The organism is Vibrio sp. 10N.247.311.47 (assembly GCF_041467535.1).
Lineage (GTDB): Bacteria > Pseudomonadota > Gammaproteobacteria > Enterobacterales > Vibrionaceae > Vibrio > Vibrio crassostreae_C.
On record NZ_JBFSUR010000001.1, the window covers coordinates 196832 to 221701 of the forward strand.

Here is a 24870-nt window from a genome sequence, read left to right on the forward strand (position 1 = left end):
ATCAAGAAAAATTGAGAGCGAGTGATAAAACTTGCCCATTATTTGTGCTCTACCTCTCAGGTAGTCACCTTTTTTATCCAAGTGAGCAAAGCGGCAAGCCAATGTTTGTTGCTTGTAACCCCTCTAACTACTCGGTGAGCTGTCGTTATTCTTTTTCGCGGTAATCCAATTTGTAACAGCCTTCGCATTCAAGGCCGAGTAGATACATAGAATTTATCGGTTGGAGTAATCGAACCGAACCCCATTTATTCATTTTGTAGAGGATTGTCATTGTGACAAAAATTATCGTAGTAGGCGGTGGAGCTGGTGGTTTAGAACTAGCAACTAAGCTAGGCCGCACTTTAGGTCGTAAAAAGCGTGCCCAGATTACTCTGGTAGATCGTAAAGCAAGCCACCTATGGAAACCATTACTTCATGAAGTAGCAACGGGTTCATTGGACGAGGGTGTTGATGCGTTAAGCTACCGCGCACACGCAAAAAACCATTACTTCGATTTCCAAATGGGCAGCCTGAACGACATCGATCGTGAACGTAAAGTGATCGCCCTGAGCGAACTGAAAGATGACCACGGTGAACTGCTTATGCCAAGCCGTGAACTTGAATACGATATTCTTGTGATGGCGCTAGGCTCAACGTCAAACGACTTCAACACACCAGGCGTTCGCGACAACTGTATTTTCCTTGATAGTCCAGAGCAAGCGCACCGTTTCCGTACAGAAATGAACAACCAGTTCTTAAAGCTTCACGCTAAGAACGGCCAAGGCACAGTAGATATTGCTATTGTTGGTGCTGGCGCGACAGGTGTTGAGCTTTCTGCAGAACTGCACAACGCGGTTAAAGAGCTTCGTACTTATGGCTTTGGCGATCTAGATTCAAGCAAGCTGAACGTTAACCTTGTTGAAGCGGGTGAGCGTATTCTTCCAGCCTTACCTCCTCGTATTTCGAGTGCAGCACACTCTGAGCTTACGAAGCTTGGTGTAACTGTGCGTACGACTACAATGGTTACACAAGCTGATGCTGACGGCCTAACGACTAAAGATGGTGAGAAGATCCCAGCACAAATCATGGTTTGGGCTGCAGGCATTAAAGCGCCAGATTTCATGAAAGATATCGGTGGTCTTGAGACGAACCGTATCAACCAGTTGGTTGTGAAAAACACGCTACAAACTACGCTTGATGACAACATCTTTGCTATTGGTGACTTAGCGCAATGTACGCAAGCAGACGGTTCATTCGTTCCACCACGTGCACAGGCGGCTCACCAGATGGCAAGTTGTGCATTCAGCAACATCATTGCTAAGTTGAACGGTCGTGACCTGAAAGATTACATCTACAAAGACAAAGGCTCACTTGTTTCGCTAAGCCGATTTTCTACGGTAGGTAGCTTGATGGGTAACCTAACTAAAGGTTCGATGATGGTTGAGGGTCGTATTGCTCGTATCGTTTACATCTCTTTGTACCGTATGCATCAGATGGCGCTTCACGGACTAATTAAAACATCGCTGATGATGTTAGTTGGTCGTATTAACCGTGTACTTCGTCCAAACCTAAAGCTTCACTAATCAGGTAAGCCTTCTAAGGTCATTACGCTGATAATAAAAAAGAGCTCTTCGGAGTTCTTTTTTGATCGTGTCGACTGCGTGTTGTGACGGATTGTTACTCTATTAAGCTATTAAGCTATTAAGCTATTAAGCTATTAAGCTGTTAAGAGGTTGGAGGTAGCACGGAATAAACCACGCCATCTTTCGGCTTACCGTTAAAGATAAAGCGATTCTTAGCAATGGTTTCACGTTCAGCGCCACATTTCTCGATCAGCTTTTGGCTGGGTAGGTTCTCTGTATCGCAGACAACCTCCAAACGCGTTAATTTGAGCAGTGCGAAGCAAAATTCAAATAAGGCAATCATCGCTTCCTTGGCTATCCCTTTTCTTTGAAATTCATCACCTACCCAATAACCTAAACTTGCCATGTTAAAGGTGTGGTAAAGCTCATTAATGGCCACCATACCGACTAACTTATCGCTTTTTCGCTCGAAGATACCAAAGCCAAACGCTTCGGCTTTAACCCAGTTTAAGCGAGTCGCCAGAATGAATTTCTCGGCCTCGATGATAGAAAACTCGCTATGACACCAGTCGAGCCATGGCAATAAACTCGGGGAGGACTTAACCAGCTGCGAAAATTCTTGAGCGCCTGAGGCTTCAATAATTTTGAGGCTGAGATTTTGTGTATTGATCTGAAAGTCAGGGCTCATAGGACGTACCAAGTAACGTGTAGATAAGGATAGTAAGTACCGCGTAATAAAACGCCCTCACAATGGAGGGCGTATTGAATTATTTATATAATTATAGCCGAATCGGCAAGTAACTTACTGCGCCACACGTCGAACTTGAATCACCATACCAAGAAGCGGGTGATCAAGGTAGTGAGTCTCAGTACTGCGCATACGACGTTTTTGGTCCATGCGGTAGCTCTTAAGGAACTCTTCCACTTCAACCGTCGGAGAGATTTCAGTGAGGTTGCCCACTTGAACATTGCTTTCGGCGCCACTTACTGGTGAATCTAGCTCGATTTGTTGCTCTTGAAGAGTCACTTCACGAACGCTCGGCGCTTTTAAATCCAATGTTGTTTCAGCGTAGAGGTAATGCTGAACGTAGATTTGCAGCTTGCCGTCTAATTCGTAAAGTGGCTTATCAATGGTTTCTTCTTTGAAGCCATCAGTATTTGCTGCAGTTACTGCACCTTTCTCTGAACCGTCAGCGTTGAAGTCTTTAGAGAAATCTTTACCTGCTTGAATGTGGAATACAGGTGCCGAGCTCTTACCTTGGTCGCCCTGACGCCAAGCGGTATGCATTAGCACTTCAAAACCAGCGTGTTTACGTAGCTTGTCTTTCTGAGGCGTTAACTTGTATTCCGAGTAAGGCAGCATTTGAACGCCTTTCTTTGCTCGGTATTGGGTATCTTGAAATGAACCAACGCGATCAAGTGAAATCTTAGGCTGTGTGTTAGGCCAAGATTCATTCACTTTTTCTGCATCAACAGCACGCTTAAAAATGATCACTTCTATATCAAATTGTCTCTGCGCCAAACTTGGCAGTGAGACGAACAATAGTAGCAGTGGGATCAGTCTTTTCATTTTTACTCCGTCTTCCAGCCGATCTATCGGCTGGATAATTTATATGTGCAAGTGGATTGGGTCTTATGCTGAAGGCAGCAAGTTCTGTCTGAATTCGCCCAATAAATCACTAACAAATTGAATTCGTTTCCGTCTGTCGACCAATGGTATCGTAAACTTGAACTTTGTTGGTCCTTCCATTGAAAACTTTTGCGGTTGAGATTGCAACAGTTTAACAAGGTAGGCCGGGTTTATGTCAGCATCTGGGTAGAATTCTAAGAATCCACCTTTATCGTGAGCTTCAATTTTCTTCGCTTTGATTGACGCCGCGGCTAATTTTAGCTCGGAAACTGACAACAAGTTTTTGGTAGCATCAGGTAGAAGGCCGAAGCGATCAATCAGCTCGACTTTCAACTCGGCCAATTCGTCGGTGTCACTCACACTCGCAATACGCTTATAGGTAGACAAACGTGTATTGATGTCTGGGATGTAGTCATCAGGCAACAGTGCTGGCAGGCGCATCTCAATTTCAGTTTGTTCACGCAGTAGGTCATCAAGCGATGGCTCTCGTCCCTCTTTTAATGCCTCAACCGCTTGTTCAAGCATCTCCATGTAAAGCGTAAAGCCAACCGACTGGATTTGACCACTCTGTTCATCACCGAGTAGTTCACCTGCACCACGAATCTCTAAGTCATGGGTTGCTAGCGTAAAGCCTGCACCTAAGTCTTCAAGTGAAGCAATGGCGTCTAATCGCTTGACGGCATCTTTGGTCATTGCTTTCGGGGGAGGTGTTAGCAAGTAGGCATAAGCTTGGTGGTGAGATCGACCCACACGCCCACGTAATTGATGCAGTTGCGCTAAACCAAGGTTATCAGCTCTGTCCATTAAGATGGTATTTGCCGTTGGTACGTCGATACCCGTTTCTATGATGGTGGTACACACTAGCAAGTTAAAACGCTGGTGATAAAAGTCATTCATGATGCGTTCTAGCTCTCGCTCTCGCATCTGACCATGGGCAACGGTGACACGCGCTTCTGGAATCAGTTTTTGCAATGACTCTGCTGTTTTCTCAATCGTGTCGACTTGGTTGTGTAGGAAGTAAACCTGGCCACCACGCATGATTTCACGCAGCACCGCTTCTCTGACGATGGCATCATCACTCTCGCGAACGAAGGTTTTAATTGCCAAGCGTCGTGCGGGTGGTGTAGCGATGATCGAAAGGTCACGCATGCCACTCATTGCCATGTTCAGCGTTCGCGGGATCGGTGTCGCAGTAAGCGTTAGAATATCGACATCCGCACGCATCGCTTTCACTTTCTCTTTCTGACGTACACCAAATCTGTGTTCTTCATCGACAACCAGCAGGCCTAGGTCTTTAAACTTAATATCGCTCGAAAGCAGCTTGTGAGTCCCGACTAGGATATCCACTTTACCGTCGGCGACATCTTGCATGATTAGTTTTTGCTCTTTAGCTGATTTGAATCGGGATAGAACCTCAACACGAATCGGCAAGTTGGCGAAACGGTCACGGAAGTTTTCGAAGTGTTGCTGAGCAAGTAGAGTAGTAGGAACTAAAACCGCTACTTGTTTGCTGTTGTCGGTACAAACGAATGCTGCACGCATCGCGACTTCGGTTTTACCAAAGCCAACATCACCACACACCAAACGGTCCATGGCTTTGGCTTGGCACATATCAGACATAACAGCATTGATGGCCATCGCTTGGTCATCGGTTTCTTCAAACGGGAAGCCAGATTTGAAAGTCGCGTATTGGCCACGGTCGAGCACAAATTTGTAGCCAGGTTTTAGCTCTCGCTTGGCGTAAACATCAAGTAGCTCTGCTGCAACGTCACGGACTTTCTCCGCGGCGCGTTTACGAGCTTTTTGCCACGCTTCGCCACCGAGTTTATGTAGTGGTGCTGAATCTTCAGCGCCACCCGAGTAACGTCCGATTAAGTTCAGAGAAGCAACAGGTACGTAGAGCTTGGCATCGTTTTGATACTCAAGGGTTACGTATTCGGTTTTCATACCACCGGCTTCGAGAGTCTGTAGGCCGATGTAGCGACCTATACCATGGTCAATGTGTACAACAGGCTGACCTGGTTTAAGTTCGGCTAAGTGACGAATGACAGTGTCGCTGTTAACACTTTTTTTGTCTTTCTTACGGCGCTGAACAACGCGATCACCCAACAGGTCGCTTTCACAGATAAGGGCGATGTTTTGCTCTTCGTGGATAAAGCCATGTTCCGCTGACCCTAAGATCAGGCTGAACTTATCTATACCTTTAATCGCCGCATCGAGGTTTTCAACTTCGCTTGGACGAACTTTAATGCCTCGCAGTAATTCACTCAGAGCTTCACGACGACCTTCAGACTCAACTGAAAAGACCACTTTTCCTTCGAAGGCTTCAGTGAACTTTCTTAGGTTTGCGAGTGGCTCTTTATTCTGATGCTGAACACTGAGATCAGGAAGAGACACAACCGGAAGGTTGGTACGTCCAGCTTTCTCTTCAATTGAATCTAAGCTCAGATTGACTTGTGGCTTCTGTTTGAAGTGTGCGAACAGCTCGTCTTTCTTCAGCCACAGTTGTTCAGGCGTGAGAAGTGGCCGTAATGGGTCAACACCGCGCTGTTCGTATCGATGAGCAACGTCCGTTAGGAATGAGTCTACTGCAGTCTCGACATCACCTAGAATCAGCAGTTGCGCTTCATCGGCAACGTAATCAAACAAGGTTTCTGTGTGATCGAAGAACAGTGGTTGCCAATACTCAATACCAGCAGGCCATGTGCCTTTAGATACCTGCATATAAACCGATTCTGGTTCGCGGCGCGCATCAAACTGTTGGCGCCAACGAATACGGAAATCTTCAATCGCTGTTTCCGAGGTTGGGAATTCGTGAGCAGGCAGCAGGCGGATCTCAGAGATGTCTTCGATAGAACGCTGGTTTTCAGGATCGAAAGTACGAATAGTGTCGATTTCGTCATCGAAAAAATCGATTCGATACGGGTCTTTACTGCCCATTGGGAACAAGTCGAGAATTGAACCTCGACTCGCATACTCACCCGGGCCAAACACTTGGTCTACATAACGATAGCCAGACTTTTCAAGTTGAAGACGCAGCTTCTCTAACGAGTACAGATCACCCGTTTTCACCATTAACGTGTGTTGTAGCAAAAAGTCTCGCGGTGACTGGCGTTGCAATAACGTGCTGATCGGAACGATCGTGATGCCATCTTTTAGTGTTGGCAGTGCGTAAAGGCGTGCGATACGATCTGAGATGATCTCTTGGTGCGGCGAGAAGCTATCGTATGGCAGCGTTTCCCAGTCAGGGAATAATGCGACTTCATGTGCCGTAAACTGTTCAATTTCAGATTGAAGCTTAAGCGCCACTTGTGGGTCGGGTACAGCCAAGACGGTATGGCTGTTGTGTTGCTCTGCGAGTTTGGCAATGGCAAGAGCGAGAGAAGAACCGACTAGGTTACCGATGTGCTTTTTGTCACCGGCACCTTTAAGTTTAGGTAGTGTAAATATGGATTTTTTGGTCATGTTAATTTACTTGTTATCTCGGTCTAGAGAGCGTTGACGCAAGAGTTTCTGTTGTTGATAAAGTGCCGCTTTAATTAGCAGGTCTTGGTCGGTATCGCGAAGATGAGCGTATTTAAATTTGATTTCGAAACCTGAGTCTTTCGCCTCGCTAGCAAATACTTCTGCGTAGCAATAAATGGCTGCAGCTGGGTGCTCTAGAAAAAGTTTGGCTTTTACTAAGCGACCCGGTTCGATGTCTGCTTTTGAAAAGCAGGAAAACTGACTCGCACCAAATGAATAGGTGTGAGTGCGAAATTTCTCATCATCTTGCTGCGATAACATAAAGCTCAACAAGAGGTTTAATTTTGAGTTTTGTGCATCCAATAAACTGGTGACATTCTTCAAGTCGCTGTTTTTCAGTTCCGCTCGAGCGCTGTCAGCTAACAGATCCAATTGGCTAAATTCACTTGCCACCACAAATGGTGCTGGGATCTCAGATTCGAATTGAATTTGAGAAGGTAAAGTGAAGCCGCTGTCCATTGGTTCAATATTAGCGGTAAGGCTATGGTGAACGGTGAAAAACTCTTGTTCTGTCATGCGTTAGTTCCTTGAAGTGATCTATTGATTATCGCTATGTGGCCGCAGTAATCAAGGTCAGTTAATTGAAACTATCAAATAGTTGTTTGAAATTTGGTGTTTTGACAGGGTTCTGTTTTTCAGGCCTAACTAATTGAGTTAATTCACTCTATATTTTCAATTACCCCCTACACAGTAACAGCAATACCCGTTACATTAACCCGCATCCCTTTTTGATGGTTCAAAGTATGTTTCATCCTATTTCAATGTTTGTTGGCCTGCGTTATTTGAAAGGCCGTTCAGGTGATCGCTTTAGCCGTTTTGTTTCTTACATGTCGACGGCAGGTATCACCATTGGTGTGCTGTCTTTGATTACTGTTTTATCGGTAATGAATGGATTCGAAGCGCAATTAAAAGACCGAATTCTCGGCGTTCTTCCTCAAGCGGTGGTTTATGAACAAGGAGGCACGACCTCACTTTCTGAAAAAGCCCCAAGCTTCGCAGAACAAATTTCGCTTAATGGTCATGTTGAACCGATTGTTCGCAGTGAGGCAGTGATTCAGAGCCCTGCTCAGCTTTCTGCTGGCCTTTTGATTGGCATCCAACCCAATTCTGATGATCCACTTCAAGACCACTTAATCGCGGGTCGCTTGTCTTCACTTCAAGCTGGGCAATATCAGCTGTTTCTTGGTCATACTCTGGCGAGAAACCTAAAAGTATCGATGGGCGACAAAGTTCGTCTAATGGTGACCAGCGCGAGTCAATACACACCACTAGGGCGCATACCTAGTCAACGAAATTTTACCGTAGCTGGCATTTTTAACACGGGCTCGGATATCGATGCTCAATTGATGGTTACCGACATCAAAGACGCAGGGCGATTGATGCGTTATAAGTCTGATACGATTTCAGGCTGGCGACTGTTTTTTGATGACCCATTTGAAGTCGCAAATTTATCGAATACCCCGCTACCGGAAGGTTGGGTGTGGAGTGATTGGCGTGACCAACGTGGCGAGCTTTTCCAGGCCGTTCGAATGGAAAAAAATATGATGGGCTTAATGCTTGGGCTGATCATCGGTGTTGCTGCTTTCAATATTATTTCGGCACTTATCATGGTGGTGATGGAGAAGCAGTCTGAAGTGGCTATTCTTAAAACCCAAGGCATGACCGATGGTCAAGTTATGGGGATATTCATGGTTCAAGGCGCAAGTAGTGGCGTGATTGGTGCGCTCTCTGGTGGCGTGTTAGGCGTTGCCCTAGCGATGAACCTCAATACTATTTTAGAGGCGATGGGTGTTGCTCTGTTTTCATTTGGTGGACAGTTGCCAATTTTAATTAACCCAATTCAAATCGCCGTTGTTGTGGTTCTGGCTATTGCACTTAGCTTGATTGCCACTGTATTCCCATCTTATCGTGCATCGTCTGTGAAACCTGCTGAGGCCCTTCGTTATGAGTAATTTTCTTCAATGTAATGATATCCGTAAAACGTACCGTGAAGGCTCGTTAGATACTGAGGTTCTCAAGGGAGTCAGCTTTGAAATCGAAAAGGGTGAGCTAGTCGCTATCATTGGTACCTCTGGTTCCGGTAAAAGTACGTTATTGCATATTTTAGGGGCATTGGATGATGCGTCTGACGGCAGCGTGAGCTTTCTCGGACAAGACTTAGCATCTTTGAGCTCAAATAAGCAGGCGAAGCTTCGTAACCAGCATCTTGGCTTTGTTTATCAATTCCATCATCTTCTTTCGGACTTTTCAGCGTTAGAAAACGTGGCAATGCCGCTGCTGATTGGTGGTGAAAAGCCAGCTAAAGCAAAAGAAGAGGCGCAACGTCTGTTGGATAAAGTTGGATTGAGTCATCGTGTTGACCACCGACCTTCAGAGCTTTCTGGTGGTGAGAGGCAACGTGTGGCGATTGCTCGAGCTTTAGTCAATAAACCTGCTTTGGTGTTGGCGGATGAGCCTACCGGCAACCTTGATCACAACACCGCACTTTCTATTTACGACTTAATGCGTGAACTAAACCGCGAGTACGACACGGCCTTTTTGGTAGTAACTCATGATGGTGAACTTGCAGGTAAGATGGATCGCCAGCTTCACATGCAAGATGGTTTATTGGTCAACGTAGAAAAAGAGGAGAGCTAAGTGTTTTCTTCTTTATCTCTATTGATAGGTGGCCGATTTAGCCGAGCGAAACAACGAGACAAAATGGTGTCGTTCATCTCTTTGTCTTCGACGATTGGTATTGCCGTTGGTGTGGCGGTGATCATTATCGGTTTGTCTGCAATGAATGGCTTTGAGCGAGAGCTTGAGTCGCGTGTACTTTCCGTTATTCCACATGGTGAATTCGAGGGTGTAAATGAACCAGTGACTCGCTGGGAGCACGTGATTGAGCAGTCGGTGAAAAATGATAAAGTTGTAGCTGCAGCACCCTATGTAAAAATTACCGCGCTTGCTGAAAAGGGCAAAGAACTCAAAGCAATTGAAGTTCGCGGTGTTGATCCACAACTTGAACAACAGGTATCAAGCCTATCGAAATTTATTGATAAACAAGCTTGGAGTGAGTTTAAAGCAGGGCAACAACAAATCATCTTAGGTTCTGGTGTGGCTAACGTGTTGGGGGCGAAAGTGGGTGACTATCTGACCTTGATGATTCCAACGGTTAACGGTTCTGTGAAAGTTCAGGCGCCAAAACGAGTTCGAGTGAAAGTGGTTGGCTTGCTGACGCTTAATGGCCAAATAGACCACAGCTTGGCACTAATCCCGATTGGCGATGCTCAAGCTTATGCAAACCTAGGCGAGGCAGTAACCGGAGTTTCTTTAAAAGTGACCGATGTGCTGAACGCGAACTCTATTGTGCGTGAAGTGGGTAACCAGCTTGATGTGTATGTGTATCTACGAAGCTGGCAACAAAAGTTTGGCTTCTTGTATCGAGATATTCAGTTGGTTCGCACCATTATGTATCTGGTGATGGTACTGGTTATTGGTGTTGCTTGTTTCAATATTGTCTCGACCTTAATGATGGCAGTCAAAGACAGAGCATCGGAGATCGCGATTTTAAGAACCATGGGCGCATCAGACGGCCTTGTGAAGCGCATCTTTGTTTGGCAGGGCGTATTCTCAGGCGTGTTAGGCAGTTTAGTGGGCAGTGCAATAGGTGTGCTAGTCGCTCTTAATCTCACGACACTAATCAAAGGACTTGAAAAGTTGGTCGATCACCAGTTCTTGTCCGGTGATATCTATTTTGTCGACTTCTTGCCATCACAACTTGATATGACGGATGTTGTTGTGGTTTCCGGCACTGCGATTGTGCTGAGTTTACTGGCGACATGGTACCCAGCATCACGCGCGGCGAAGTTGAATCCAGCCTCAGTGCTGAGTTCTAAATAGCATTCGCCTAAATAACAGGCCGTCAGTTTTCAGTCGATACAAAAAAGGATCCCAGTGGGATCCTTTTTTATTGAATTCAATTCGTGTTCTTTACGACTTTCGTTACATGCCAATCTTGCAGAGGTAAGTAGCTCATCCGATTTTAACTTGTGTACGTTTTAAGTGAAGCGCATACAAGGTTAGATTGAATAACAAGAAATGGCGTTCAGTGCCTTGCTTGTCGCTTCTTCCAACTTCTTACTACTGAGTAGCGCCATAAACCGCGAATACCAAAGTAGCCAATCATTGCTGAAACCACGCCACAAATCAGACAACCCAATAAGAACGGAGGCCCTATAGTGCTCATTTGCGCCAAGATGAAGTCCCAAGACAATTCGAAATGGAAGGCTTGCGGTGGCACATGCATAACAAACGCCCCGACTTTATAAGCAAAGTAGAAGAGAACAGGCATGGTAACCGGGTTACTGATCCAAACAAGTGCGACAGCTAAAGGCAGGTTAACGCCACATGCGACAGCAAGGCCTGCAGACATAATCATTTGACTTGGTAGAGGGACAAACGCCATGAATAACCCAACAGCAAACGCGCCAGCCGCAGAGCGACGATTAAGGCACCATAAGTTGGGGTTGTACAAAACATTGCCAAAAACTTTCAATGCTTTCTGACGCTTGATTAGATCATGGTCAGGCATAAATCGTTTGATAAACTTTCTTGGCATAGGAGGAAGCTACTCTCTTGTTTAACACTTGGTTCTTGATTTCATTTGCTGCGACAGTTGTGTCTGCCAGCTTCTGGCCTGTGATGCCACATTGGGTTTGGGCACCATTGATGCTGTTGTTACTGCTAGCATCAACAAAGTATAGCGTTTTCCGGAGTGCAAGAGGTCCAGTAACAGCATTGATACTAGTTATCTGCCTAGGGAATGCGATTGAAATACAAACGAGTCGCTTATTCCAATCAGGGCAGAATACTACCATAAATGCGTCGGTTGTTAGCCTTTTTAGTGAAAATAGCCACGGTTTTGAAAGCGTAATAGTAGTCAGATCAATTGGCGGCGAAAAATTAATCTTTCCTCAATTGATAAAATTGCGTTTGTTTACTCCTTTCAAGCTAACGCTTGGAGATGATGTCTATTTATCGGCCTCAATAAAGCCGATATGGGGCAAACTCAACGAAGCCGGCTTTGACCGAGAAAAGTACTTGTTTAGTGCTGGCGTGGTTGCCAATGCAACTTACAGAGCAGATACCAAGTACCGAATTCATTCTAGCACCAACTTACGCGCCCAATGGTTTGAAGCCAGCCTTGAAAGGTTAAGTCTGCTGGCAAATCAAGATCTCATTATCGCTTTGAGTTTTGGATATCGAGACCTTATTCCGCCTCAGCGGTGGGATATGCTTAAAAGCAGTGGCCTGATTCACTTGATGGCTATTTCGGGGCTGCATATTGGGATTGCCTTTGGTATCGGCTATCAGATTGGCAAGATATTAAGGTTACTTTCCCCTTCATTTCTTTGGTTACCTACAATATTCGGGCTCGGCTTGGCGTATTTCTATAGTTGGTTTGCTGGGTTCACGCTGCCAACCTTGAGAGCTTTGGTGATGTGCGTTATCGCGAGTTATTTCTTGTGGCGTGGGCAAAATATCAGTTTGCTTCGGTATGTTACTTTAAGTGTGTGCGTGGTTCTGCTGATTTGGCCGTTTTCAGCTTTGTCGAGCAGTTTTTGGTTGTCCTTTGGTGCATTGGGCGCTGTTTTCTATATCGCCTGTAATACTCAGCGCTCAGCTTCAAGCTTTACATTTATCGACCACGCACTCCAACTTATTAAGCTTCAACTGATGCTGACATTCCTTATCGCGCCTTCCTCGATGTTGTTTTTCAAAGGAGTCAGTTTAGTCTCTGTTTTCTACAACTTGTTCCTTTTGCCTTGGGTATCGATGGTGACGATCCCGCTGTTGTTTCTGGCAATGTTTCTAAGCTTAATATCGGAGTCAGTGTCTGGCGTGGTTGGTATAACAGCGCTAGACAATGATTTGGTCAGTCAGCTGTGGAAGTTAGTCGACTTATCGCTTGAGCCTCTCGTATTTAGTCTTCCTTTCTCTGAGCGATTTTGGATCCAAGTCGATAATCAGACGATTGCATTATCAGTATTCCTTATCTTGTTTTTGAGCTTTGTTAGTCGGTATTTCAAGCGAACATTATCGATATTGGTAACTGCAGTGTTTGTGCTGTGGTGGGAGTTCAGCAAACCCCAGCAAGACAAACTAACTATTGATATCTTGGATGTTGGGCATGGGTTGTCTTTGGTCTTGGAAAAGAACAATCAGATTGTTGTTTATGATCTTGGCAATGCGTGGCCAGGAGGCTCGGTTGTTGAGTCTTTGTTGATTCCTACTTTGAATCAGCGGGGGATTTATGAATTAGAAGGCGTGATTGTGAGTCATTTCGATTCTGACCATGCTGGTGGTTATCCGGCATTACTTGAGAACTATACGCCAAAGTGGATAAGAACCAGTCAGAACATTATTCAAGAACGCCAATCTATCACTCAAGCCCCGTCTAATATTCAAACATGTACTATTGGAGAGGTTTGGAACTGGCAAGATGTTGTTTTTGAGGTGTTGTGGCCGCCTAAGCAAGTAAAGAGGGCGTATAACCCACATTCGTGTGTGGTCAAGATCTCAGATCATAGTGCTGATTTCTCAATGTTGCTCACTGGTGATATTGAACTGGTAAGTGAGTGGTTACTTGCTCGTGAAGGAGAACAGCTAAGGAGTGATGTTATGTTGGTTCCGCATCATGGCAGCGATTCGTCATCGATTAAGTCGTTTATTGAGGCGGTGTCTCCTCAGCTGGCGATAGCTTCTCTTGCCAAAGGCAACCAGTGGGGAATGCCGAGTGAGTTTGTTATTGAACGTTATCAGGAAGCGGGGAGTACTTGGCTAGATACTGGAGAAAGCGGACAAATAACCATCACTCTTAGCAAAGAAGGTTGGCAATATCATGCGATTAGAGAACAACAAGGCGGGCAGTGGTATAGGCAGATGCTCCGTAAGGGAGTAGAATAGATAGATTATTGTGAGAAAATTAAGCGATTCTATGTCAACACAAACAGATGAAACTACCTGGGTCACATTTAAAAGACTTTGGACTTATATTCGATTATATAAGGCCGGCCTAGGTGTTGCGGTAATTGCGCTTATTATAAATGCCGTTTCTGATACCTATATGATTTCCTTACTAAAGCCGTTACTTGATGAAGGCTTTGGTAATGCTGAATCTGACTTTTTACGTACACTTCCACTTATTATCTTTGCCATGATGTTCGTTCGTGGCGTCAGTGGCTTTGTTTCAACCTATTGCTTGAGTTGGGTCTCTGGCAATGTGGTGATGGAAATTCGTCGTAAGATTTTCAGCCATTTCATGCACATGCCTGTTTCTTTCTTCGATAAAGAACAGACAGGCGCATTGCTATCTCGAATTACTTACGATTCAGAGCAAGTGTCTGCAGCAACCAGTAAAGCGTTAGTCAGTATTGTCCGTGAAGGTGCAAGTATTATAGGCTTGTTGACGCTGATGTTCTGGAATAGTTGGCAGTTATCTTTGGTGTTATTTGCTGTAGCGCCTTTGGTTGCGTGGGCGATCAGTATCGTATCGAAGCGATTCAGAAAGATCTCTAAGAACATGCAAACTAGCATGGGTCACGTTGCTTCTTCAGCTGAACAAATGCTGAAAGGGCATAAAGTGGTTCTAACTTACGGTGGTCAAGATCTAGAAAAACACCGCTTTGATAAAGTTAGTAACCAAATGCGCCAACAAAGCATGAAGTTAATCACTGCTCAAGCGGCCGCTAACCCGATTATTCAAATGATCGCATCAGTTGCGATTGTTGTTGTTCTATTCCTTGCTAGTGTCGATTCTATTAAAGCCGAGCTTACTGCTGGTACGTTTACCGTTGTGTTCTCTGCAATGTTTGGTCTATTACGTCCGCTAAAGGCGTTAACTAACGTAACGTCTGAATTCCAACGTGGTATGGCTGCGAGTACGACTCTATTTGGCTTGATGGATCTAGATACCGAGCAAAACAAAGGGACGTTGAAACCTGAAACTGTAATGGGTGAAGTGGCTGTTAAAGATGTCACGTTTACTTATGACGGTGCAGAGAAACCAGCACTTGATAAGATCAGCTTCAATATACCGAAAGGTAAAACGGTTGCGCTTGTTGGGCGATCTGGCTCGGGTAAGAGTACCATTGCTAACCTATTCACTCGTTTTTATGACGTAGACTCTGGTTCAATTGAGCTTGATGGCCACGACATTCGTGATTACGAATTGAGAAATCTGCGTGAGCACTTTGCGCTCGTTTCTCAAAATGTACATCTGTTTAACGATACGGTGGCTAACAACATCGCTTACGCAGCAGAAGAACAGTATTCACGTGAACAGATCGAATACGCGGCTAAGCTTGCTCATGCAAGTGAGTTTATCGAAGGCATGGAAAATGGCATCGATACCGTTGTTGGTGAAAATGGCGCAAGCCTTTCTGGTGGTCAAAGACAACGTATTGCGATTGCACGTGCTTTATTAAGAGATGCGCCTGTGCTGATTCTTGATGAGGCGACGTCTGCACTGGATACTGAGTCAGAGAGAGCGATTCAATCTGCACTAGAAGAACTGCAGAAAGACAAAACAGTATTAGTTATCGCACACAGACTCTCTACCATCGAGCAAGCTGATGAGATTCTAGTGGTTGATGATGGTCATATTGTAGAAAGGGGCGCACATGCTGAGCTAATCGCGCATGATGGTGCTTATGCACAATTACACCGAATTCAGTTCAGCGGATAAATTAGGTTTTGTTGTGATCGAAAAGATTTGGTTTAACAATCACCCGTTGAAATATCTTCTCTGGCCGCTATTGTGGCCACTGAGTCTGCTGTTCAAATTGATTAGTGGTCAACGTCGTGATGCTTACCTCTCTGGGAAGAAAGAGACCTACCGCCCGCCTTTACCTGTTATTGTTGTGGGCAATATTACCGCTGGTGGAAATGGTAAAACCCCGGTTGTGATTTGGTTAGTAGAAATGCTTCAGGCTCACGGCTTTAAACCTGGAGTTGTGTCTCGTGGTTACGGTGCAAAAGCACCAAGCTATCCGTTAGTGTTGAATGAAAATACGCCAGCAGAGCATTCGGGTGATGAACCTCGCTTGATTCGTAAGCGAACTGGTGCGCCAGTCGCAGTCGACCCTGTGCGAGCTAACGCAGTGAAAGCATTGCTGAGCAAAGGTGTTGATGTGATTATCACTGACGATGGCCTTCAGCATTACGCGCTTGAACGCGACATTGAATTTGCAGTTATCGACGGCGCAAGACGCTTTGGTAGCGAATGCCTAATTCCTTTAGGCCCGTTAAGAGAGCCTGTATCTCGTTTAGATGAAGTCGACTTTTTGGTTAACAATGGCGGTAAAGCGCATGGGCGAGAGTTCTCGATGTCTTTGCTTCCAAGCCAAGCGGTTAACCTAAAGACTGGTCAGAAAAGGTCTGTGGCTGAATTACAGAAGCTGGTTGCTTTTGCCGGTATTGGCCACCCACCGCGCTTTTTTAAAACATTGGAAGATCTTGATGGTGATGTGGTATTCACACAGGGTTTCGCCGATCATCAAGATTTTGATAAAGATGAACTTCATGCCTTAGCTAAGAAAGGTATGAATCTGATTATGACAGAAAAAGACGCTGTAAAATGCGAAGAATATGCTCAAGATAACTGGTGGTATCTTCCAGTTTCTGCGCAGTTCGATGAAGATTCGCAACAGCAAATTTTAAAAAGAATAAAAGAGGTTATGGAATACTATGGATCACCGTCTACTTGAGATCGTTGCTTGCCCTGTATGTAAAGGTAAACTAACTTTTGACAAGGATAAGCAAGAGCTTGTTTGTAAAATTGATCGCCTTGCTTACCCAATTAAAGAGGGTATTCCTGTTCTTTTAGAACCTGAAGCTCGCACCGTTTCTATGGATGAGGGTAAGTAATGTCTTATACGGTTGTTATACCTGCAAGATACCAATCGAGCCGTTTACCAGGGAAGCCACTTGCTGACATTGGTGGAAAGCCGATGATTCAATGGGTATACGAACAGTCAATGAAAGCGGGTGCCGATAACGTTATTATCGCTACCGACGACGCTCGAGTTGAAAAAGCGGCTAAAGCATTTGGCGCGACCGTTTGTATGACATCACCGAATCACGAATCGGGCACTGAACGCCTAGCTGAGGTGATTGAAGTTATGAATATTCCTGATGATCATATTATCGTGAATGTTCAAGGTGATGAGCCACTTATCCCACCTTCGATCATTAATCAGGTTGCCAACAATCTTGCTAACAGTACAGCTCCGATGGCAACGTTAGGTGTGGAAATCACTCATGCTGATGAAGTGTTTAACCCTAATGCCGTTAAAGTTGTAACCGATAAAGACGGTTATGCCTTGTATTTTAGCCGAGCAACCATCCCTTGGGATCGCGATGCTTACGCGAACAACGGTACTGCAGCGGAATCTCCTTTGCTTCGTCATATTGGTATCTATGCTTACCGAGCGGGTTTTATCAATACCTACATTAACTGGGAACCAAGCACTCTTGAACGTATTGAGTGCCTAGAGCAATTACGAGTACTTTGGTACGGTGAAAAAATCCACGTAGACGTTGCGGCGGAAGCACCTGCGGCTGGTGTTGATACGCCTGAAGACCTAGAAGCGGTTCGAGCTATTATTGGTTAAGCTTCTTTGAGCGAATTCTTGTTTGCTCTACAAAATGAAAAATCATGAGCCTTGCCTATTGCGAGGCTTTTTTCTATCTACCGAAAAGTGCGCTATCGAAAAGCGCGTGTGTGTCTTATTGACCTAAGCAAACGGATATTGGGATAGTTGCATTGGTTTATGCATCATCAACACGGAATTATCTGAGATTTACCTCGCTCGAGTTCCAATTTTTCTCTATAATATGCCGCCTATAAAGTAGTGGCGAATCGCTAGTACAGAATAAAACTTACGACAAAACGTGGAGTAAAAGATGCCTTCTCAAAGCCCAGTGATTACGGTTGATGGACCAAGTGGTGCAGGTAAAGGTACCCTGTGTATGTTGCTAGCAGATAAGCTAGGCTTTCATCTTCTAGACTCAGGCGCGATCTATCGCGTATTGGCTTTAGCGGCAATTCACCATGGTGTGGATACTGAATCAGAGGATGCTTTAGTACCGCTTGCTACACACTTAGACGTGCAGTTTATTGCTGAAGGCGACTTAGTTAAGGTTATCCTAGAAGGTGAAGATGTGTCTAGTGAACTTCGTAAAGAAGAGACAGGCATGGCGGCTTCAAAAGTTGCTGCTTTACCTCGCGTTCGCGAAGCACTGCTTCGTCGTCAACGTGCATTCAGCGCTGCGCCTGGTTTGGTTGCAGATGGTCGTGACATGGGAACGGTTGTGTTTCCTGAAGCTGAAGCGAAAATATTTTTAGATGCAAGTGCTGAAGAGCGTGCGAGTCGCCGCCTTAAACAGTTGCAACAGAAGGGGTTAGATGTTAAATTTGACGACCTTTTGAGCGAGATCCAAGAGCGAGACGACCGAGATCGTAATCGCCCAGTGGCGCCACTTCGCCCTGCAGAGGATGCTCTAGTGCTTGATTCCACCTCAATGAATATTGAGCAGGTAGTAGAAAAAGCACTACACTATATTGAATCGAAACTGGCTGGGTAATTTCGCCGAGCTAGTACGAACGTTGGTCGCAAGGATGATGACCGGCGAATTTATCAACCCCATGCGGTAGGATACCCATGGACGTTTAATTATTGAAGATTAAATAATGACTGAATCTTTTGCTCAACTCTTTGAAGAGTTTCTATCTGAAACTGAATTCCAACAAGGCAGCATCGTTAAAGGTACTGTAGTAGCTATCGAGAACGGTTTCGTTCTTGTAGACGCTGGTCTTAAGTCTGAATCTGCTATCCCTGCTGAACAATTCAAGAACGCTGCTGGCGAACTTGAAGTTGAAGTTGGTGCTGAAGTAGACGTAGCTCTAGACGCTGTTGAAGATGGTTTCGGTGAAACTCAACTTTCTCGTGAGAAAGCTAAGCGTCACGAAGCTTGGATCGTACTTGAGAAAGCTTGCGAAGAAGCTGAAACTGTTGTTGGTATCATCAACGGTAAAGTTAAAGGCGGTTTCACTGTTGAACTTAACGGTATCCGTGCTTTCCTTCCTGGTTCTCTAGTAGACGTACGTCCTATCCGTGACACTGCTCACCTAGAAAACAAAGAGCTAGAGTTCAAAGTAATCAAGCTAGACCAGAAGCGTAACAACGTTGTTGTTTCTCGTCGTGCTGTTATCGAATCTGAAAACAGTGTTGAGCGTGACGAACTTCTTGAAACTCTACAAGAAGGTACTGAAGTTAAAGGTATCGTTAAGAACCTTACTGACTACGGTGCATTCGTTGACCTTGGCGGTGTTGACGGTCTTCTACATATCACAGATATGGCTTGGAAGCGCGTTAAGCACCCATCAGAGATCGTTAACGTTGGTGACGAAATCCTAGTTAAAGTTCTTAAGTTCGATCGTGAGCGCACTCGTGTTTCACTAGGTCTTAAGCAACTAGGCGAAGATCCATGGGTAGCAATCGCTAAGCGTTACCCAGAAGGTCACAAGCTTTCTGGTCGTGTTACAAACCTAACTGACTACGGCTGCTTCGTTGAAATCGAAGAAGGCGTTGAAGGTCTAGTACACGTTTCTGAAATGGATTGGACTAACAAGAACATCCACCCTTCTAAAGTTGTTAATGTTGGCGACGAAGTTGAGGTTATGGTTCTTGATATCGACGAAGAACGTCGTCGTATCTCTCTAGGTCTGAAACAGTGTAAAGCTAACCCATGGCAGTCATTTGCAGAAATGCAAGCTAAGGGCGACAAAGTTACTGGTAAGATCAAGTCTATCACTGACTTTGGTATCTTCATCGGTCTAGAAGGCGGTATCGACGGTCTTGTACACCTATCTGACATTTCTTGGAACGCTGCCGGCGAAGAAGCTGTACGTGAATACAAGAAAGGCGACGAAATCTCTGCTGTTGTTCTAGCAGTAGATGCAGAGCGTGAGCGTATTTCTCTTGGCGTTAAGCAAATGGAAAACGACCCGTTCAACGCATACGTTGCTGACAACAAGAAAGGTGTTCTTGTAAACGGTACTGTTACTGCAGTTGACGCGAAAGGCGCTACTATCGAGCTAATCGAAGGCGTTGAAGGTTACATCCGCGCTTCTGAAGTTTCTCGCGACCGTATCGAAGATGCATCTCTAATCCTAAGCGTTGGCGACAGCGTTGAAGCGAAGTTCACTGGTGTAGACCGTAAGAACCGCGTAATCAACCTATCTATCAAAGCTAAAGATGAAGCTGATGAGCAAGAAGCAATGGCTTCACTGAACAAGTCTGAAGAAGGCGCGTTCGGTAACGCAATGGCAGACGCATTCAAAGCTGCTAAAGGCGAATAATAGCTTCTCATTAAGAGAATTATAGCTATCTAGCCAAGAAAGGAGCCGTAAGGCTCCTTTTTTTTTGCTTATTTTTCCGATAGGTCTATAATTTCTAAAAAGAAAACCAACGAGGGTAACTATGACTAAGTCTGAATTGATTGAGAGACTGTGCGCTGAGCAAACGCATCTTTCTGCAAAAGAAATTGAAGACGCTGTAAAAGACATTTTAGAGCATATGGCTTCAACACTAGAAAGTGGTGATCGAATCGAAATTCGCGGTTTTGGCAGCTTTTCTCTGCATTATCGTGAGCCTCGTGTTGGACGTAACCCAAAGACTGGTGACAAGGTTGAGTTAGAAGGTAAATACGTTCCTCACTTCAAACCAGGTAAAGAGCTGCGTGAACGAGTAAACTCAGGAATGTAGCCTACTTATCGGAATTAAGAAAAGCGGCATACTATAATGTATGCCGCTTTTTTATGACCATAATATGGTGGTCTGATTAGTAATTTTCCTGCATAATCGTACAGCTAACCAACCAATGAGTGATGAACTATGAAAATTATAAAAATAGTCGCCGTTATCGCACTTTTCCTAATTGCACTGGCTTTAGGCTCTCAAAACCAAACAACTGTGAATTTCAACTATCTGCTAGCGCAAGGTGACTTCCACCTATCAAGTTTATTAGGTGTTGTATTCGTTTCAGGCTTCGCCCTTGCTTGGTTAGTCTTTGGTAATATGCACATGCGGTCTCAGCTAAAAATTCATCGCTTGAAGAAGCAACTCAATAAGCAATCAAAGCAGGTCCCTGCTGATACTAAAGCTTAAAGGCTATATTTGATGTTAGAGTTACTGTTCTTACTTTTGCCCATCGCAGCCGCTTATGGCTGGTATATGGGTAATCGTAACGCTCAGCAAGAAAAACAAAAGCAATCACACCAGATCTCCCGTCAATACGTGACGGGTTTGAACCTATTACTGTCAGATCAATCTGACAAAGCGGTTGATCACTTTATTGAACTGCTTCAAGTAGACAATGAAACCATCGATACTCACTTGGCTTTGGGCAACTTGTTCCGCTCAAGAGGCGAAGTCGACCGCGCTATTCGTATTCACCAAAATCTCATCTCTCGTTCGGGGCTTACCCTCGATCAGAAAAATCTCGCACTGCAACAATTAGCTAAAGACTACATGGTCTCTGGCTTCCTTGATCGCGCTGAAAAAATCTTTGAACAACTTGTAGAAGAACCTGACCATAAAGAGGGCGCTTTACAGCAGTTGGTGGCTATTTATCAGCAGACCCGTGAGTGGAACAAGGCTATCCATTACGGAAATATCTTAGTTAAGCTCGGCAAGAAAAAAATGAAGATGCGTGCCACAGTCGCGCATTTCTGGTGTGAGCTTGCAATGCAAGAACAAGCCGATGGTAATCGTTCTAAAGCGCTTCAGCATTTTAAGAAGGCGCTTTCTGAAGACCCTAAATGTGTTCGCGCAAGTATCGCACTAGGGAAGTTCCACTTAGCGAACGAAGATTACCAAAAGACAATTGATTGTCTTGAATCGGTACTTGAACAAGATATCGATTTTATCAGTGAGGTGTTGCCAACCCTTGCTGAGTGTTACCACAAGCTTGGACAAGAAGCTCAATTGGTCGAGTTCCTCAAAGCGTGTATTCAGAAGAAAGCCGGTGTATCTGCCGAACTGATGCTGGCGCAATTGGTTGCTCACCATGAAGATGTAGGCTCTGCTCAAGAGTTACTGACAAAGCAGCTTGTTAAAAATCCAACCATGAAAGGTTTTTATCGATTAATCGATTACCACCTAGCGGAAGCAGAAGAAGGCCGAGCAAAAGACAGCTTAACCACACTTCAATCTATGGTTGGTGAACAGCTTAAGGTTAAGCCTCATTACCGTTGTCGTCAGTGTGGTTTCTCGACACACTCTTTGTATTGGCACTGCCCTTCATGTAAAGGGTGGGGGACGATCAAGCCTATTCGTGGGCTTGATGGTGAATAGATTTGTGGTCACTTTAAGACCAAATTATTAATTGCAGCTTTCGGGCTGCATTTTTATGACTGTTATTTATCACCTGCTTAGGTGATTAGAAATTTTTAGAAAGTTAACTGCGTTAGGAGATGAAATGAACGACCAAAAAATCATTGTAGCCTTGGATTATGATAATCAAGCGGATGCGTTAGCCTTTGTCGATCGAATTGACCCAGCATCTTGCCGCCTAAAAGTGGGCAAAGAGATGTTTACCCTGTTTGGCCCTGAATTTGTTCGTGAATTACATAAGCGTGGTTTCTCAGTATTTTTAGACCTTAAATTCCACGACATCCCGAACACATGTTCAAAAGCAGTCCGTGCTGCCGCTGAACTGGGTGTTTGGATGGTGAACGTACACGCAAGTGGCGGTGAGCGTATGATGACGGCTTCTCGCGAAATCTTAGAACCTTATGGCAAAGATCGTCCACTGTTAATCGGTGTAACGGTACTCACCAGTATGGAGCAATCTGACTTAGCGGGTATCGGTCTGGATCTTGAACCACAACAACACGTGATGCGCTTGGCTTCTCTAACGAAAAACTCTGGCTTAGACGGTGTTGTATGTTCTGCACAAGAGGCTTCTTTGCTTAAAGGTGCACTTGGTCAAGAGTTCAAGCTAGTTACTCCAGGTATTCGTCCTGTCGGCGCAGATGTTGGTGACCAGAAGCGCATCATGACGCCTTCTAAAGCGATTGAATCAGGTTCAGACTACCTTGTTATTGGTCGTCCGATTACGCAAGCGATAGACCCTGCTGCTGTACTTGCAGAGATCAACGGTACGCTTGCTTAAGTCTATATTTGGATTGAGATATAAATAAAGAAGGCCAGCAAATTGCTGGCCTTAATTTTTTAGTCTGGATTAGTCTAAACTGGACTAAATGTTCTGTGTGGAGCCTAAACCGGAGCACCACTATGGAATTTGAAGTCGCTGTCTTCTGAAGTGATAAGATCAGCTTCTACTTGAGCAAAATGCGAAATACGCTCTGAAATATCTTTCCCTGCGATCTGTTCTGCTAGCTCAAGGTAATCTTGGTAGTGGCGAGCTTCTGAACGAAGTAGAGACACGTAAAACTTCTCCATGTCTTCTTCCAAGAAAGGAGCCAATTTAGCGAAGCGCTCACAAGAGCGAGCTTCAATAAACGCACCGATGATAAGCTTATCAACCAGAGCATCAGGCTCGTAAGTCTTAACTTGTTTGATCAAGCCCTTAGCGTAACGACCCGCCTCGATTGGCTGGTAAGTCACGCCTTTCTTCTCCATCAACTCCATGACTTGGTAGAAGTGATGCAGCTCTTCTTTGATCAGTAAAACCATCTTATCGATTAGGTCAGCACCGTAATTACAGCCTTCTTTCGCTGTTATTTGCTTGGATACGTTGCTTTTACCACGCAGAGACTCTAAGTCTCCGATACGACGGTAAGCAAATTGCTCGTATGGCAAAATCCATTCATTCAGTTGCTTCGCGCTTTCTTTATCGACGGCGTACTTGCGAATAAGGAATAAAGCACTCTGTGCCGCCTTAAGTTCACACAGCATGTGATCGCGTAGAATGATGTGAAGATTTTCTGGCTTTTTGGCTTCATCTATCCATGAATCTGGCGTTTCGGCTTTAAGAAAAGAGTGGATTGGAGCGAGTAATTCTTGATACATGGTCAGGGAAAGTTTGTTGATAATGCGGGGATTTTATCACAGCTCAAGAGATCTCCCTATACAGAGAAAGGAAATTCAACAGCTACAAAAAAGGCCGCCTATTTAATGTAAATAAGGCGGCCTTTAAGTGTTGAGTTAGACTGTTACCATTTCTTCTTCTGACCGAAGAGGGCATCCATATCGTCTTCTCGTTCTTTAGATTCCATCTGCTGCAAATCTTGAGCGTTTTTGTCTTGGCGTTTCTGGTCAAGCTCGTTAAGCATCTGTTGAAGCTTTTCTTTGGCTTGATTAGAGTACGAGTCGTTCTTAGTCGCCAAAGCATCAATACCTTTGCGTAATAGCTGAATCGCTGTTCCCGGTTGTCCGCGAGAAATCGAATCGTTTGCACGTTTGATAACATTTTCAATGTTAATACGGATTTGAATTGTTTCTAGGCGAGCATTTTCAACCACATAAGCTTGAGTCTCGAAACGGCCTTTATTGTGCTCGTTGCGCACCGTATCACGCAGGCGTTTAACTAACTTAAGCATCATGATCGCTTGCTTGTCACTACTTGGTACGCGGAAAGCGGTACTCTCGCCACCTTTGTAGTTCTCTTTTAGCTGAGTGATTTGTTGTTTTACGCTTTCAATGCGTTGGTCAAGCTGCTTATTTTTTGGATCGAGTTGATACATGTTTTCTAATGCATCAAGAATTCGATTGTTTAAGCATACAAGAAGATCTTGGCTAAACGGCATGTGATGAGCGTTGCCAATCAGTTCTTCTGTACCGTCAATAATGGTTAGATAACGAGAAGCTTCCTGTTTCTTCGCTGTTTCTACCTTAACTTTATATTGAAGCATGATGTTGTAGCCTAAAACTAACACCAAAAGAACGGCTACTAAGACGATTATTAAACCAATATTCATATATTTGAGTCTGCTTATTATTTTCTATAGCTAACTGGAGAGGATACACGATTCCATTGTGTATCGGCACTCGTAAATTGCAATTTCTGATTATCTCTTGTTGAGCGAAATCGGCAATCAAAACTTACCAACTAATGTATGAGAATGAGGGTTGGGTTGCAAAG

At 44.6% G+C, this 24870-nt stretch carries 22 protein-coding genes; 15 read left to right on the forward strand and 7 right to left on the reverse strand.

All coding sequences use genetic code 11. The features are described from left to right. Positions 1-272 precede the first annotated feature (272 nt). Positions 273-1562 (forward strand): NAD(P)/FAD-dependent oxidoreductase, encoded by a 1290-nt coding sequence (locus AB6E51_RS00855; RefSeq protein ID WP_004736261.1) that lies wholly within the window; start codon positions 273-275, stop codon positions 1560-1562. A 142-nt stretch (positions 1563-1704) separates the two neighbouring features. On the opposite strand, the gene AB6E51_RS00860 is transcribed toward AB6E51_RS00855, so the two are convergent. The 4 genes from AB6E51_RS00860 to AB6E51_RS00875 all read right to left on the reverse strand — a co-directional run bounded on the left by AB6E51_RS00860 (position 1705) and on the right by AB6E51_RS00875 (position 7233). Then, positions 1705-2250, reverse strand: a complete 546-nt coding sequence (locus AB6E51_RS00860; RefSeq protein ID WP_017095638.1) for a GNAT family N-acetyltransferase — start codon at positions 2248-2250, stop codon at positions 1705-1707. 114 nt (positions 2251-2364) lie between these two features. Further along, positions 2365-3132, reverse strand: coding sequence for a peptidoglycan binding protein CsiV (locus AB6E51_RS00865; RefSeq protein WP_076645518.1), 768 nt, complete (start codon positions 3130-3132; stop codon positions 2365-2367). Between the two features lie 63 nt (positions 3133-3195). Then, positions 3196-6657 (reverse strand): transcription-repair coupling factor, encoded by a 3462-nt coding sequence (gene mfd, locus AB6E51_RS00870; protein ID WP_372058565.1) that lies wholly within the window; start codon positions 6655-6657, stop codon positions 3196-3198. Positions 6658-6663: 6 nt separating this feature from the next. Then, a complete protein-coding gene (locus AB6E51_RS00875; RefSeq protein WP_017065300.1) occupies positions 6664-7233 on the reverse strand; it encodes a hypothetical protein in 570 nt (189 codons plus the stop codon). A gap of 227 nt (positions 7234-7460) precedes the next feature. Here AB6E51_RS00875 and lolC point away from each other — a divergent pair, with 227 nt between their 5' ends. The 3 genes from lolC to lolE are packed head-to-tail and all read left to right on the forward strand — an operon-like array spanning position 7461 to position 10599. After that, the gene (lolC, locus tag AB6E51_RS00880) at positions 7461-8669 is read left to right on the forward strand and encodes a lipoprotein-releasing ABC transporter permease subunit LolC (RefSeq protein ID WP_372058564.1); all 1209 of its coding nucleotides are present in this window, start codon (positions 7461-7463) and stop codon (positions 8667-8669) included. Further along, positions 8662-9354, forward strand: a complete 693-nt coding sequence (lolD, locus tag AB6E51_RS00885) for a lipoprotein-releasing ABC transporter ATP-binding protein LolD (RefSeq protein ID WP_017083246.1) — start codon at positions 8662-8664, stop codon at positions 9352-9354. The genes lolC and lolD overlap by 8 nt, the downstream gene beginning before the upstream one ends. Then, a complete protein-coding gene (gene lolE, locus AB6E51_RS00890; protein ID WP_076676706.1) occupies positions 9355-10599 on the forward strand; it encodes a lipoprotein-releasing ABC transporter permease subunit LolE in 1245 nt (414 codons plus the stop codon). Between the two features lie 205 nt (positions 10600-10804). On the opposite strand, the gene AB6E51_RS00895 is transcribed toward lolE, so the two are convergent. Further along, positions 10805-11317, reverse strand: coding sequence for a DUF2062 domain-containing protein (locus AB6E51_RS00895; RefSeq protein WP_017060232.1), 513 nt, complete (start codon positions 11315-11317; stop codon positions 10805-10807). Positions 11318-11334: 17 nt separating this feature from the next. On the opposite strand from AB6E51_RS00895, the gene AB6E51_RS00900 reads away from it, so the two are divergent. The 11 genes from AB6E51_RS00900 to pyrF all read left to right on the forward strand — a co-directional run bounded on the left by AB6E51_RS00900 (position 11335) and on the right by pyrF (position 22938). Continuing rightward, positions 11335-13665, forward strand: coding sequence for a DNA internalization-related competence protein ComEC/Rec2 (locus tag AB6E51_RS00900; RefSeq protein WP_372058563.1), 2331 nt, complete (start codon positions 11335-11337; stop codon positions 13663-13665). A gap of 31 nt (positions 13666-13696) precedes the next feature. Continuing rightward, on the forward strand, positions 13697-15445 hold the full coding sequence (gene msbA / locus AB6E51_RS00905; RefSeq protein ID WP_017060234.1) for a lipid A ABC transporter ATP-binding protein/permease MsbA: 1749 nt from the start codon (positions 13697-13699) through the stop codon (positions 15443-15445). Between the two features lie 13 nt (positions 15446-15458). Continuing rightward, a complete protein-coding gene (gene lpxK, locus AB6E51_RS00910; RefSeq protein WP_029235494.1) occupies positions 15459-16466 on the forward strand; it encodes a tetraacyldisaccharide 4'-kinase in 1008 nt (335 codons plus the stop codon). Continuing rightward, a complete protein-coding gene (locus tag AB6E51_RS00915) occupies positions 16447-16626 on the forward strand; it encodes a Trm112 family protein (RefSeq protein WP_004736429.1) in 180 nt (59 codons plus the stop codon). Before lpxK ends, AB6E51_RS00915 begins: the two co-directional genes overlap by 20 nt. Then, a complete protein-coding gene (kdsB, locus tag AB6E51_RS00920; RefSeq protein WP_017060236.1) occupies positions 16626-17372 on the forward strand; it encodes a 3-deoxy-manno-octulosonate cytidylyltransferase in 747 nt (248 codons plus the stop codon). The genes AB6E51_RS00915 and kdsB overlap by 1 nt, the downstream gene beginning before the upstream one ends. Positions 17373-17664: 292 nt before the next feature. Then, complete coding sequence (gene cmk, locus AB6E51_RS00925; RefSeq protein ID WP_371724657.1) at positions 17665-18345, forward strand: (d)CMP kinase; 681 nt, start codon at positions 17665-17667, stop codon at positions 18343-18345. Positions 18346-18451: 106 nt separating this feature from the next. Then, positions 18452-20122: a 30S ribosomal protein S1 gene (gene rpsA, locus AB6E51_RS00930; protein ID WP_010439921.1), complete on the forward strand. Its 1671-nt coding sequence runs from the start codon at positions 18452-18454 to the stop codon at positions 20120-20122. Positions 20123-20243: 121 nt separating this feature from the next. Then, positions 20244-20528 carry an integration host factor subunit beta gene (gene ihfB / locus AB6E51_RS00935; RefSeq protein ID WP_017060238.1) on the forward strand — a complete coding sequence of 95 codons (285 nt, stop codon included), beginning with the start codon at positions 20244-20246 and terminating at the stop codon, positions 20526-20528. 129 nt (positions 20529-20657) lie between these two features. Beyond that, the gene (locus tag AB6E51_RS00940) at positions 20658-20930 is read left to right on the forward strand and encodes a LapA family protein (protein ID WP_017060239.1); all 273 of its coding nucleotides are present in this window, start codon (positions 20658-20660) and stop codon (positions 20928-20930) included. Positions 20931-20942: 12 nt separating this feature from the next. After that, complete coding sequence (gene lapB / locus AB6E51_RS00945) at positions 20943-22118, forward strand: lipopolysaccharide assembly protein LapB (RefSeq protein ID WP_017060240.1); 1176 nt, start codon at positions 20943-20945, stop codon at positions 22116-22118. Positions 22119-22242: 124 nt separating this feature from the next. After that, complete coding sequence (gene pyrF, locus AB6E51_RS00950; protein ID WP_017060241.1) at positions 22243-22938, forward strand: orotidine-5'-phosphate decarboxylase; 696 nt, start codon at positions 22243-22245, stop codon at positions 22936-22938. A 104-nt stretch (positions 22939-23042) separates the two neighbouring features. On the opposite strand, the gene miaE is transcribed toward pyrF, so the two are convergent. Next, positions 23043-23798: a tRNA isopentenyl-2-thiomethyl-A-37 hydroxylase MiaE gene (gene miaE, locus AB6E51_RS00955; RefSeq protein WP_017060242.1), complete on the reverse strand. Its 756-nt coding sequence runs from the start codon at positions 23796-23798 to the stop codon at positions 23043-23045. Positions 23799-23941: 143 nt separating this feature from the next. Further along, positions 23942-24706, reverse strand: coding sequence for a DNA repair protein (locus AB6E51_RS00960; protein ID WP_102332954.1), 765 nt, complete (start codon positions 24704-24706; stop codon positions 23942-23944). Positions 24707-24870: the final 164 nt, after the last annotated feature.

What these genes read in the sequence shown, in the direction of transcription:
- AB6E51_RS00860 (WP_017095638.1), bottom strand. Translation starts at nt 2,250, where the DNA reads ATGAGCCCTGACTTTCAGATCAATACACAAAATCTCAGCCTCAAAATT.
- AB6E51_RS00865 (WP_076645518.1), bottom strand. Translation starts at nt 3,132, where the DNA reads ATGAAAAGACTGATCCCACTGCTACTATTGTTCGTCTCACTGCCAAGT.
- mfd (WP_372058565.1), bottom strand. Translation starts at nt 6,657, where the DNA reads ATGACCAAAAAATCCATATTTACACTACCTAAACTTAAAGGTGCCGGT.
- AB6E51_RS00875 (WP_017065300.1), bottom strand. Translation starts at nt 7,233, where the DNA reads ATGACAGAACAAGAGTTTTTCACCGTTCACCATAGCCTTACCGCTAAT.
- lolC (WP_372058564.1), top strand. Translation starts at nt 7,461, where the DNA reads ATGTTTCATCCTATTTCAATGTTTGTTGGCCTGCGTTATTTGAAAGGC.
- lolD (WP_017083246.1), top strand. Translation starts at nt 8,662, where the DNA reads ATGAGTAATTTTCTTCAATGTAATGATATCCGTAAAACGTACCGTGAA.
- AB6E51_RS00895 (WP_017060232.1), bottom strand. Translation starts at nt 11,317, where the DNA reads ATGCCAAGAAAGTTTATCAAACGATTTATGCCTGACCATGATCTAATC.
- msbA (WP_017060234.1), top strand. Translation starts at nt 13,697, where the DNA reads ATGTCAACACAAACAGATGAAACTACCTGGGTCACATTTAAAAGACTT.
- AB6E51_RS00915 (WP_004736429.1), top strand. Translation starts at nt 16,447, where the DNA reads ATGGATCACCGTCTACTTGAGATCGTTGCTTGCCCTGTATGTAAAGGT.
- kdsB (WP_017060236.1), top strand. Translation starts at nt 16,626, where the DNA reads ATGTCTTATACGGTTGTTATACCTGCAAGATACCAATCGAGCCGTTTA.
- cmk (WP_371724657.1), top strand. Translation starts at nt 17,665, where the DNA reads ATGCCTTCTCAAAGCCCAGTGATTACGGTTGATGGACCAAGTGGTGCA.
- rpsA (WP_010439921.1), top strand. Translation starts at nt 18,452, where the DNA reads ATGACTGAATCTTTTGCTCAACTCTTTGAAGAGTTTCTATCTGAAACT.
- ihfB (WP_017060238.1), top strand. Translation starts at nt 20,244, where the DNA reads ATGACTAAGTCTGAATTGATTGAGAGACTGTGCGCTGAGCAAACGCAT.
- AB6E51_RS00940 (WP_017060239.1), top strand. Translation starts at nt 20,658, where the DNA reads ATGAAAATTATAAAAATAGTCGCCGTTATCGCACTTTTCCTAATTGCA.
- lapB (WP_017060240.1), top strand. Translation starts at nt 20,943, where the DNA reads ATGTTAGAGTTACTGTTCTTACTTTTGCCCATCGCAGCCGCTTATGGC.
- pyrF (WP_017060241.1), top strand. Translation starts at nt 22,243, where the DNA reads ATGAACGACCAAAAAATCATTGTAGCCTTGGATTATGATAATCAAGCG.
- miaE (WP_017060242.1), bottom strand. Translation starts at nt 23,798, where the DNA reads ATGTATCAAGAATTACTCGCTCCAATCCACTCTTTTCTTAAAGCCGAA.
- AB6E51_RS00960 (WP_102332954.1), bottom strand. Translation starts at nt 24,706, where the DNA reads ATGAATATTGGTTTAATAATCGTCTTAGTAGCCGTTCTTTTGGTGTTA.